The following is a 12,067-nucleotide window of genomic DNA, read 5'->3' as shown; positions in this document are numbered from 1 at the left end:
CCATTTGAATGAATTATTTTAAGAAGATCCTTCAATTCGCGATCCCATACAAGAGGTTCGCGATCCTCAATATTATTTGCAACGTTTTTTACGCGCTCTTTAGTACGCTGTCGTTCCTCGCGCTCATTCCGGTGATCCAGATCCTGTTTGATAAGACCAAACGGGTGGCAGTAGAACCGCGTTACGATGGTTTTGGAAGCTTAAAAGATTACGTAATAGATTCTTTCAACTACCAGGTCACTCAAAGGGTGAACGAGGATGAAGTTTCTGCACTCCTCTTCGTCTGCGGAATTGTTGTGCTATTATTCTTCCTGAAAAATCTTTTCGGCTACCTGGCTGCTTTCTTTATCACCTTTCTGCGGAATGGAGTTCTAAAGGATGTTCGAAATGCAATTTATGATAAGATCCTATCTCTTCCGGTTTCCTATTTTTCTGAAAAACGGAAAGGAGATACTATATCCCGTATTACGGCCGATGTTAATGAGGTGCAATATTCCTTTCTGTCGATCCTGGAATTGATCGTAAGGGAGCCGTTGACAATCATTTTTACAATTACGGCGATGCTCATCATGAGCCCCACACTTACCCTGTTTGTATTTGTCTTTTTGCCTATTTCGGGATTTATTATTTCCCTTATAGGTAAAAAACTTAAAAGCCAGAGTGACCAGGCGCAGCAGGAAAACGGGCATTTCCTGTCCTTAGTGGAAGAAACACTTTCCAGTTTAAAGATCGTTAAAGGGTTTAATGCCGAAGATAAATTCAGGGATAGATTTCACGATTCTACAAGCAGGTTAAAAAGAATTCTTGACAGCCTTATAAATCGTCAAAACCTCGCCTCTCCTACAAGTGAATTCCTTGGGATCTTCGTTATTGTAATCATTCTTTGGTTTGGAGGCAACATGGTATTGGTAGAGGGAACTTTAGATGGGGCTACTTTTATCGCCTTTATGGGATTAGCCTATAACATTCTTACCCCGGCAAAACAGATAAGCAAGGCTACCTACAGCGTCAAAAAAGGAGATGCCGCAGCAGAAAGGATCTTCCAGGTGCTTGAAACTGAAAGCAATATCACAGATGCTGAAAATGCAGTTAAAAAAGAGCATTTTGAAGAGGCAATAGAAATTGAGAACATCAACTTTAGGTATGAAGACGAAAATGTGCTGAAGAATTTCAGCATAACAGTACCAAAAGGTTCTACGGTAGCACTGGTGGGACAATCGGGCAGTGGAAAATCAACCATAGCCAATCTCGTCACCCGGTTCTATGATGTGAACGAAGGTTCTATAAAAATCGATGGCATCGACATCAGGCAAATGACAAAGAAGTCCCTGCGCAATCTCATGGGATTAGTGACCCAGGATTCGATTCTTTTCAATGACACCATTAAGAACAATGTAAGCCTCGGTAAAGATGGCGCTTCAGATGATGAGGTGATCGAGGCATTAAAGATCGCCAATGCCTGGGAATTCGTTAAAGATCTGCCGCAAGGTCTTGACACCAACATCGGGGATAGCGGAAATAAATTAAGCGGCGGTCAAAAGCAACGCCTTTCCATTGCCCGTGCAGTTCTTAAAAATCCACCGATCATGATCCTGGACGAAGCCACATCTGCCCTGGATACCGAAAGTGAAAGACTTGTGCAAAAGGCACTGGAAAACATGATGAAAAACAGAACTTCCATTGTAATAGCCCACAGGTTGTCTACCATTCAAAATGCAGACAAAATTATAGTGATGCAAAAAGGTGAGATCGTGGAACAGGGAAAACACGAAGAACTTTTAGCCAAAAGATCCGTTTACCAAAAACTGGTAGAAATGCAGTCATTCGAAAGCTAATTTGAAGTACGAAGTCAGAAGTACGAAATTAGAAGGACGATTTAGAACAGAGGAATTTTAATGAGGATCCACCTGATATTGTTTTTAAAATTTATCTGCGGGAGCTGCGGAAATTAATTGAGTTATGAGTGGTAGTTATTCTTCTTTTCGACAAGGAGACTACAAAAGAAATTAAAAATTCGTGGGAAGGCTGTAAAAGAAAAAAATGGATGAAGTAGGTCCATCCATTTTTCCTGATCTTAACGCCACTTTGGGGCAACGGCGGAAAGACATTCTCATTTGGAGCAAAAAAGATATCTTTTTCACAATGTGAAGATACTACAAAAAACATCACTACCAAATTTTTTGTGTATTTTATCCTAATTTTGTGTATTTCATCGATGTTTTGCCCTGAATAAGGCGTCATAATCACTTCTGTAATTTCTAAGGAAATCCTTTTATCTTTATCGGCTTTAAAATTCCACAGAACTATTGTGAATGCTTCCGAAGAAAAATTAGTGCTTCAGCTACAGGATCCTGCATCCCGCAATGAGGCATTCAGGGAGCTTTTAAAACTTTATCAGGAACGTCTTTACTGGCAAATAAGAAACATTGTTAAAAATCACGAAGATGCCGATGACGTGTTGCAGAATACCTTTATTAAGATCTTCAGGAACATAGAAAAGTTCAAAGGAGAAAGTCAGCTATTTTCATGGATGTACCGCATTGCCACCAACGAAGCTATCAGCCACTTAAATAACCGGGCAAAAAAGCAGAGTATAAGTTCAGAAGAGCTTCAACAGCAAATCATTGACAACCTGGAGAATGACGTGTATTTTGAAGGGGATGAAATCCAGCTAAAACTTCAGAAAGCCATCGCTGCCCTTCCGGAAAAGCAACAGCAGGTTTTTAATATGAAATATTTCCAGGAATTGAAATACAAAGAAATTTCCGATATCTTGGGAACATCTGAAGGTGCTTTAAAAGCATCCTATCATCATGCAACCAAAAAAATCGAAGAATATTTAAAACAAGTTTAAACCTTGAGAAGAAAATTCAGTCAAATAAACAAATGAAAGAGAACAGGTTACCATATCACAAACAATCAGGCTTTAAAGTCCCCGAAGATTATTTCGGGAACTTTGAGGAACGTATGATGGTAGAAATGTTTTTTGAAGAAAATAAGCTCAGACAAACACCTTTTAAAGTACCTGAAAATTATTTTGAGCAACTGGAAGGTCGTGTTTTTGAAAAACTGGAAGTGACTCCTAAAAAAGGTAAAGTAATTTCTCTTTTCAATCGTCGTACCTTATCCTATGTGGCGGGTATTGCCGCTGTACTCTCGGTATTGCTTACCTCTGTAGTATTTAACCAGTCGCAGGATCCCGGTTTTGAAGATCTGGATATAACTGCCGTGGAAAATTACCTTTTAGAATCTATAGATCATGATGATCCAAAGAATAATCCGGAAAATTATGATTTTACAGCTTCTGCAAACCCCAATATTGACAAAGAAGCGTTGCTCGAATATCTTAATGAAAACATAGAAGAGCCCGCACTCCTACTTAATGAAGATTAAAATGAAACAAATAATTTTTCTTGCCTTTTTCCTGTTTGCTTCTCTCTATGCTGTAGCACAGGACAGAGATGAACATCGCGAGAAGATAAGGGCGTTAAAAACAGCTTACATTACCGAGGGTCTTGACCTCACTGCCAAAGAAGCACAGCAGTTTTGGCCGGTGTACAATGAATATGAAGAGAAAAGAAGAAACCTCTATCGCCGGGAAAGAGCCGAAGTTGCTAATATGGAGTGCCTTTCTGAAGAAAATGCCGATGCAAAACTGGAAGAATACGTTGAGATTGAGCGGGAAGATTACCTGCTAAAAAAGAAATATTACAACGACCTGAAAAAGATCTTTACAGCCCGCAGGATCATGCAGCTAAAAAAGGTCGAGGATGAGTTTAATCAAAAAATGATGCGTGAGTATAGAGAAAGACAGCAGGCATCGAAAAATAATCGATAGTTAGATTTTGGTTGGTTAGTTAGAGTGATCCGGTGGCTGTAAAAAGCGCCGGATTTCTTGTTTTACCTGAAGGTCAACCTGGCCAGCCTGTTTTTTCCTGCCGCATACGCAGTTGTATCGTTTAAAAACCTAAGGGTGTAAAAGCCTTCTTTAGAGAGTTCTTTCCAGCTCGTCCCGCCGTCTGCGGAATAAGAAATTCCGCTAAAACCAACCGCTACCATTTCTTCTGCTTCGCCGTCCGGAACATATCTAATACTGCTTTTATATCCGGGGTCTTTTCCTTCCGCAATAAGTTTCCAGGTTTTACCGCCATCTTTAGTGACGGCTTTATTAGAAGTGTTTTCTTCGGGAGCTGTATAATCGCCGCCTATGATCACACCGTGCAGCATATCATAAAAATCCACGGAGTAACCACCCTGGGTACTCTTCCCCTGCACCAGCGGGGTATCAAAGACTTCCCATGTTTTGCCTTTGTCCGGCGAATAATAGATCCTCGATTTCGCTCCTCCTGAGAGGATCCAGGTCTTTTCCCCCTGTACGGCAATATTGGAGTTACTTGCAGCAAATGCAGCTTCGCCTTCAGCAGCTTCCGGAATAACATCACAGGAAAGTTTTTCCCAGCTTTTCCCGCCATCCCGGGTAATAATGATAGAAAGGCAATTCTCTACAGGATCTCCCATTGCGATTCCTTCCTCGTCATTCCAAAAGGTCATAGCGTCGTAAAATACCTTTTCATGCTCCTCCTTATAAACCAGCTCCATGCGCCCGCCGTTGCCGGTTTTAAACAAAAGAGCGGGATTAGCGACGCTAAGCATGAAAAAATCTTCAGAAGTTCCTGCCACTGCCCTGAATTCAGGATAGATCGAATCATACTGCTGCCGGCTCACCCGCACCTGGTCCTGTGCCGAATTATAAATGCCATAGGTCCCGTTGGATCCTGCAAAGGCCACGTCGTTACCCATGATCTCAATTGCCCTAATGCTTACCGAATCCTCAAGCAACACCTCCATTTCCACTTCAGAAAATGGCCCGCGTTCGACTGCAGAAACCTGTGGCAGTTGCTCCTTTTTAGGATCTGATTTACACCCGATTATTAAAATTAACAGCAAAAAACTTATTCGCTTCATATCCGGAATTTGAAGGTAAAGATAGATTTTTCCGAAGTTTAAAAACCTTACCTTTGCGCCTTTAAATTATTTTTATGCGCTTGTACAGAAATCTGGTCTTTGCTACCGTTGATGCCCTTAGTGAAATTTTTAATGAAGGAGCTTATGCCGATAAGGTCATCGAAAAAACCCTGAAACGAGATAAACGTTGGGGAGCAAGGGATCGGAGCTTTATTGCTGAAACCACTTACGACATAGTTCGCTGGAAAAGACTTTATTCTGAAATTGCTGAAGTTAAGGCACCTTATTCCAGGGAAAATCTTTTTCGGCTGTTTGCAGTATGGGCGACCTTAAGAGGGATTGAAATTCCGTCTGACTGGAAACAGATCGAGCCTGTTCCTACCCGCCGCATCAAAGGAAAATTTGATGAACTAAGCAAGATCAGGAAATACCGGGAATCAGTACCAGACTGGCTTGATGAGATGGGAGTTAAGGAATTGGGAGAAGAAGTTTGGGAAAAGGAAATTCATGCCCTCAATCAGCAGGCTCCTGTGGTGTTAAGAGCAAATACCCTTAAGACCACGCGGGAAAAACTACAACAGGAGCTTCAAAAAGAGGGAATAGAAACTACCTTTTTAGAAGGTTATCCTGATGCACTTCAGCTCAATGAAAGAACCAATGTTTTTAGAACAGAAGCTTTTAAAAATGGATTTTTTGAAGTACAGGATGCCTCTTCACAAATGGTGGCACAATTCCTTGAAGTTCAACCCGGCATGAGAGTGGTGGATACCTGTGCGGGGGCCGGAGGAAAATCTCTGCACCTGGCTGCCTTGATGGAAAATAAAGGCCAGTTGATCGCTACAGATATCTATGATAATAAATTGAAAGAATTAAAACGCCGCGCCCGTCGCGCCGGTGCTCATAATATTGAACCCCGCGTAATAGATTCTACCAAAGTGGTAAAAAAGCTTTACGGAAGTGCAGACAGGGTTTTGATCGATGCACCTTGTAGCGGACTTGGAGTCCTTAGCCGTAATCCCGATGCAAAATGGAAGTTACAGCCGGAATTTATAGAGACTATAAAAATGACCCAGGAGGAGATCCTGAAACAGTATTCTAAAATGGTAAAAGATGGAGGTAAACTGGTATATGCAACCTGCTCTGTCTTACCTTCAGAAAACGAGGAACAGGTGGAGAAATTTCTTGCTTCAGAAGATGGGAAAAATTTCAGTTTAAAGGATCAACAAAAGATCCTTTCCAGTGAAACCGGTTTTGATGGTTTTTACATGGCATTATTAGAGAAAAAATAATTTCAGAAGCAATTCGCAGCCGTTTTTTAAATAATCTTTTAGATTTGCAGTTAAACATTATATTTCCTCAATCTATAATTTCTTTACAATGAAGAATACCTTTTATTTACCCTTTTTGACAGTGCTTTTCCTTTTAGGTTGTAGTTCTGATGACGGAGGTGATCCTATCAATCCCCAACCGGAACCTGAGCCACCTGTAGTTGAAAATTTTTATGAAATTCCTGAAGCTCTTGACGCCTATTATGCCGGCGTGGATTTTAACCTGGAGGGAGCTGAGTTATATGATGAACTCGCGGCCCACACCATTGCTAAACATGGAACTTTCCTTGAATATACTCAAAGGCATGATTATTTATATGACGCCGATGAAGATCCTAATAATCCCGACAATGTAATTCTTGTTTACACCGGGGAAAGCAGGGACAAAAGAGAATATGAGTCAGGTAATAATTCCTATTCTCCGCAAACCTTTAACACAGAACACATCTATCCCCGCTCTTATCTGGAAAATGAAGCTGAGGCCGATCTTCATGTACTTAGAGTAGCCGATAAAGATGTAAACACGCTACGCTGGAACTACCCTTATATAGATGGAGAAGGAAAATATTCATTAAAAGGAGAAGCATTCTTTCCGGGAGATGAATGGAGAGGCGATGTAGCCAGGATCATCATGTACATGAACCTGAGATATGATGAATCTTTTGATACCATGGGAGGTATGGATCTTTTCCTGGAATGGAATGCTGAGGATCCTGTTTCTGCTATTGAAAAGCAAAGAAACGAGGTTATCGAGGATGCACAGGGTAACCGTAATCCATTTATTGACAATCCACATCTTGCTACCCGCATCTGGGAAGGACCGGAAGCCGACAATCGTTGGGATGGAGAGGCTGAGGAACCAGATTCTCAAGCCCCCACTGTACCTCAAAATGTTACTGTAGATGAAGTGACCTTTGAAACCGTAACCTTAAGCTGGGAAGCTGCGACAGATAATGAAGGGGTTGCAAAGTATAATGTGAATGTTGACGGAGAATATTATACTGCCGTTTCTTCAACTTCGGTTACCGTGGAAGGTCTTGATCCCGGAGTAACTTATGAATTCACCATTACCGCAGCAGATGCTGCCGGAAATATTTCTGATGCCAGTGCCGCTGTTGAAGGTACCACTAATGCCGATGAAGAAGCTCCATCTGTTCCACAGAACCTAAAAGTTTCAAATGTAGCAGTAACCTCTGTTACTTTAACCTGGGATGCGTCTACAGATAATGCAGGAATCGCCGGCTATGATATCTACATGAACGGGGAATTCTACGAAACTGTAGAAACCAATGAATATACTGTTGCCGGACTTACAGCAGTTACGACTTACTCCTTTGCTGTAGCAGCCAGAGATCTTTACGATAATGTTTCTGAAGTTTCTGCCGCAGTTGAAGTTACCACAGAAGTAGCAACCGGAGAAACCGGAAGCACAGATCTAATCATCAGTGAATATACCGAAGGTTTTGGATATAATAAGATCCTGGAAATTGGTAACCCAACTTCTGAAGCTATAGATCTATCGGCATATTCCCTTAAGAAAATGACAAATGGTGATCCTGCAAGATGGGGTGACGCTTACCAGCTTCAGGGAACTCTTGAAGCAGGTGCAGTTCTGGTAATCGCTAATGAAGGTGCAGATTACGCCGGTTTACAGGCAGACATTGAGATCAACCATGACATCGTGAATTTCAACGGTAATGATCCTGTTGCCCTTGTAAAAAATGGCGAAATTATAGACTTGATTGGAGTTGAAGGCGGGGCAGATTTTGCCAAAGACGTGAATATGAGAAGAAAAACAACCATAACTTCTCCCAGCTCTACTTTCCTTACAGATGAATGGGTGATAAGTACCGATCATGAAGATGTTTCAGGATTTGGCGAGCTATAGGTTCTCTAAAATCTAAAATTAAAAGCCACTTTTTCAGTCTGCTGAATTAGTGGCTTTTTTCTTTTGGGACAGGAAAACAAATATTAAAAAATGTAAATTTGCGGCACAACACACAAAACCCACAGAATGATCTTATTCTTCGGAAATTACCCCAATAAAGTATATGCGGTCGATACGCATAAGGCACTTTCGGCCGAAAATATCGCTAAACTTGACTGGCTTTTTGGAGACGCACAATATTTAGAAAAATCTGCCCTGGCAGATTTTTTTGTTGGTCCGCGTGCTGCCATGATCACTCCCTGGAGTACAAATGCCGTGGAGATTACCCAGAATATGGGTATTGAAGGCATTCGCCGTATTGAAGAATTTTACAAAGTTGATGAGCATTATCATGATTTTGATCCTATGCTTTCCCAGAAGTATAAAGGTCTGGATCAAAATATCTTTACCATCAACATAGAACCCGAACCTGTAAAAGAAGTCGATAATATAGCTGCCTACAACAACAAAGAGGGATTAGCCCTTAATGATGAAGAGGTAAAATATCTTGAAGATCTTTCTAAAAGGATTGGGAGAAAGCTTACCGATTCTGAAGTATTCGGATTCTCTCAGGTAAATTCCGAACATTGTCGCCATAAGATCTTTAATGGAGTTTTCGAGATCGACGGAAAGGAAAAACCTGTCTCCCTTTTTAAGCTCATCAGGAAAACTTCTGAAGAAAATCCTAACGAGATCGTATCAGCATATAAAGATAACGTGGCTTTTATAAAAGGTCCAAGGGTGGAGCAGTTTGCGCCAAAATCGGCAGACAAACCCGATTATTATCAGAAAAAAGAATTTGAATCGGTCATCTCTTTAAAGGCCGAAACCCATAATTTCCCTACAACAGTAGAGCCTTTTAACGGGGCTGCAACCGGAAGCGGTGGCGAGATCCGTGACAGGCTTGCGGGGGGAAAAGGTTCGCTGCCCCTTGCAGGAACCGCTGTTTACATGACCTCTTATTCAAGGCTGGAAGAAAACCGCGAGTGGGAAAAAGCTTTTCCTGCAAGGCCATGGCTTTACCAAACTCCGATGGATATATTGATCAAAGCTTCTAACGGGGCTTCAGATTTTGGTAATAAATTCGGGCAGCCGCTTATTGCAGGATCGGTGTTCACTTTCGAACATTCGGAAAACCGGAGAGCTTTGGGTTACGATAAAGTGATCATGCTTGCCGGCGGAATTGGTTATGGAAAAGCAGACCAGGCCATCAAAGGAGCTCCAAAAAAGGGAGATCAGATCGTTGTTTTAGGAGGTGAGAATTACAGGATTGGAATGGGCGGTGCAGCGGTTTCTTCTGCAGACACTGGAGAATTCAGCAGCGGGATCGAACTAAACGCGATCCAACGTTCCAATCCCGAAATGCAAAAACGCGCTGCAAATACCATTCGTGCAATGGTGGAGGCAGATGAGAACACCATTGTATCCATTCATGATCATGGTGCAGGAGGCCATTTAAACTGTCTCAGCGAATTAGTGGAAGATACCGGTGGACATATCGATCTTGACAAATTGCCTGTTGGAGATCCCACGCTTTCGGCAAAGGAGATCATTGGAAACGAGTCCCAGGAACGTATGGGATTGATCATTTCTGAAGAGAACCTGCAGCAAATGAAAAGGATCGCCGAACGCGAGAGAACACCGCTCTACGCCGTAGGTGAAGTAACCGAAGACAGGAAATTCACCTTTGAGAGTCAGAAAACAGGCGCTAAACCAATGGATCTCGCGCTGGGAGATATGTTTGGAAGTTCACCAAAAATGGTGATGAAGGACAAGACCATCGAGCGAAATTATTCCGAAGTTGAATATAACCCGAAAAACTTTCAGAAATACCTGGAGCAGGTACTGCAACTGGAAGCTGTGGGTTCCAAAGACTGGCTTACCAATAAAGTTGACCGCTGCGTAACCGGAAGGGTGGCTAAACAACAAACCGCCGGTCCCCTTCAGTTACCACTGAATAACGTAGGCGTGATGGCCCTCGATTACAAAGGAAAAGAAGGTGTGGCAACTTCAATTGGCCACTCCCCTGTTTCGGCGTTGATCGATCCTGTTGCGGGTTCAAAGAATTCCATTGCCGAAGCCCTTTCCAACATCGTTTGGGCTCCCCTTGAAAAAGGCTTGAAATCGGTTTCTTTATCTGCGAACTGGATGTGGCCATGTAATAATGAAGGTGAAGATGCCAGGCTTTACGAAGCTGTGCAGGGAGTGTCAGACTTTGCAATTTCCCTCGGAATTAATGTGCCGACGGGAAAGGATTCACTTTCTATGAAACAGCGTTATGAAGATGGCAACGTACTGGCGCCCGGAACGGTCATCATCTCGGCCGCGGGGCACTGTGACAATATCATAAAGGTTGTTGAACCTGTTTTGCAAAAGGACGGAGGCGCAATTTATTATATAAACCTCTCACAGGATGAATTTAAATTAGGAGGTTCCTCTTTTGGACAGATCCTTAACCGCGTGGGTGCTCAGGCTCCAACAATTAAGGATGATCAGAAATTTGCTACCGCTTTCAATGCGATTCAGAAGTTGATCAAACAGGACCTCATTCTGGCAGGACATGATGTAGCTTCGGGTGGGCTTATTACCACCTTGCTGGAAATGTGTTTTGCGGATGTGAATCTTGCTGCCGAATTTAATCTTACAAAGCTGAAAGAAAAGGACAGCGTAAAATTGCTTTTTTCGGAGAACTGTGGAATTGTATTTCAGGGGAAAGATTCTTCTGTAGAAGACATGTTGAAGGAAAAAGGAGTCGAATTCTTCAAGATCGGAAAAGTAACTGAAGGCAAGACCCTAAAAATAAAGAACGGGGAAGAAACTTTGAAGTTCGATATTCCGAAGCTGCGCGATACCTGGGCAAAAACTTCTTTTCTGCTCGACCAGAAACAAAGCGGAAGGGATAACGCCGCCGAGCGCTACCGCAATTATGCAAAACAACCACTGCAGTTCAGGTTCCCGGAAGGATTCACAGGAAAGTTACCTGCCTCCCCCGGCCCCTCCAAAGGTGGGGAGCCGCGGATTAAGGCAGCGATCATTCGTGAAAAGGGATCGAATTCTGAAAGAGAGATGGCCTATGCTATGGATCTTGCAGGTTTTGATGTAAAAGATGTGCACATGACCGATCTTATTTCGGGAAGGGAGACGCTGGAAGATATTCAGTTTATAGCCGCAGTGGGAGGATTCTCGAATTCAGATGTTTTAGGAAGCGCCAAAGGCTGGGCAGGAGCCTTCCTGTATAATGAGAAAGCCAAAGCAGCTTTGGATAACTTCTTTGCGAGAGAAAATACGCTTTCCCTCGGAGTTTGTAATGGTTGCCAGCTGTTCATAGAATTAGGCCTTTTACATCCAGATCATGAAGAGAAGCCAAAAATGCTGCATAACGAATCTCATAAATTCGAATGTAATTTCACTTCTATGGAGATTGCAGATAATGATTCGGTAATGATGCATTCGCTTTCCGGCACCCGCCTGGGAATCTGGGCTGCGCACGGCGAAGGAAAATTCAGTTTCCCTTATGAGAAAGACCGATATAACATCATCGGTGAATATGGATATGAGGAATATCCCGCCAACCCTAACGGGTCACACCACAACACGGCAATGATAGTAAGTGATGACGGGCGTCACCTTGCCATGATGCCTCACCTGGAAAGATCCACCTTCCCCTGGAACTGGGCACATTACCCAAAAGACAGAAATGATGAGATCACTCCGTGGATACAAGCTTTTGTGAATGCAAAAGAGTGGCTGGAGAAGAAAAAATAATACCTTTAAAAATGACATTTTTGAAGCTCCTGTTTTTACAGGAGCTTTTTTATTGACCTTTTTTAGTCTATACCCAGAAACT

At 42.4% G+C, this 12,067-nt stretch carries 8 protein-coding genes; 7 read left to right on the top strand and 1 reads right to left on the bottom strand.

The annotated features are described in order from the left end of the window. Positions 1-8 precede the first annotated feature (8 nt). The 4 genes from CRO16_RS14970 (at position 9) to CRO16_RS14950 (ending at position 3,838) form a co-directional block, all read left to right on the top strand. The gene (locus CRO16_RS14970) at positions 9-1,835 is read left to right on the top strand and encodes an ABC transporter ATP-binding protein (protein ID WP_097057218.1); all 1,827 of its coding nucleotides are present in this window, start codon (positions 9-11) and stop codon (positions 1,833-1,835) included. A 473-nt stretch (positions 1,836-2,308) separates the two neighbouring features. Next, the gene (locus CRO16_RS14960; RefSeq protein WP_097057216.1) at positions 2,309-2,854 is read left to right on the top strand and encodes an RNA polymerase sigma factor; all 546 of its coding nucleotides are present in this window, start codon (positions 2,309-2,311) and stop codon (positions 2,852-2,854) included. A 32-nt stretch (positions 2,855-2,886) separates the two neighbouring features. Then, on the top strand, positions 2,887-3,393 hold the full coding sequence (locus tag CRO16_RS14955; RefSeq protein WP_097057215.1) for a hypothetical protein: 507 nt from the start codon (positions 2,887-2,889) through the stop codon (positions 3,391-3,393). 1 nt (position 3,394) lies between these two features. Next, the gene (locus tag CRO16_RS14950) at positions 3,395-3,838 is read left to right on the top strand and encodes a hypothetical protein (protein WP_097057306.1); all 444 of its coding nucleotides are present in this window, start codon (positions 3,395-3,397) and stop codon (positions 3,836-3,838) included. 62 nt (positions 3,839-3,900) lie between these two features. On the opposite strand, the gene CRO16_RS14945 is transcribed toward CRO16_RS14950, so the two are convergent. Beyond that, positions 3,901-4,965, bottom strand: a complete 1,065-nt coding sequence (locus CRO16_RS14945; protein ID WP_097057214.1) for a WD40/YVTN/BNR-like repeat-containing protein — start codon at positions 4,963-4,965, stop codon at positions 3,901-3,903. Positions 4,966-5,039: 74 nt separating this feature from the next. Between CRO16_RS14945 and CRO16_RS14940 the strand changes: the two genes are divergently transcribed. The 3 genes from CRO16_RS14940 to purL all read left to right on the top strand — a co-directional run bounded on the left by CRO16_RS14940 (position 5,040) and on the right by purL (position 11,985). Further along, positions 5,040-6,254, top strand: coding sequence for an RsmB/NOP family class I SAM-dependent RNA methyltransferase (locus CRO16_RS14940; RefSeq protein ID WP_097057213.1), 1,215 nt, complete (start codon positions 5,040-5,042; stop codon positions 6,252-6,254). Positions 6,255-6,342: 88 nt separating this feature from the next. Continuing rightward, entirely contained in the window at positions 6,343-8,181 is a 1,839-nt protein-coding gene (locus CRO16_RS16435; RefSeq protein ID WP_097057212.1) for an endonuclease, read from the top strand. Between the two features lie 126 nt (positions 8,182-8,307). Beyond that, positions 8,308-11,985 carry a phosphoribosylformylglycinamidine synthase gene (gene purL, locus CRO16_RS14930; RefSeq protein WP_097057211.1) on the top strand — a complete coding sequence of 1,226 codons (3,678 nt, stop codon included), beginning with the start codon at positions 8,308-8,310 and terminating at the stop codon, positions 11,983-11,985. The last annotated feature ends 82 nt before the right edge of the window (positions 11,986-12,067 follow it).

The sequence above is a fragment of the Salinimicrobium sediminis genome (genome assembly GCF_900215295.1).
In the GTDB taxonomy this organism is placed as follows: domain Bacteria; phylum Bacteroidota; class Bacteroidia; order Flavobacteriales; family Flavobacteriaceae; genus Salinimicrobium; species Salinimicrobium sediminis.
Note: the sequence above shows the minus strand (reverse complement) of the source record. Positions and strands in the feature narration are given on the sequence as shown.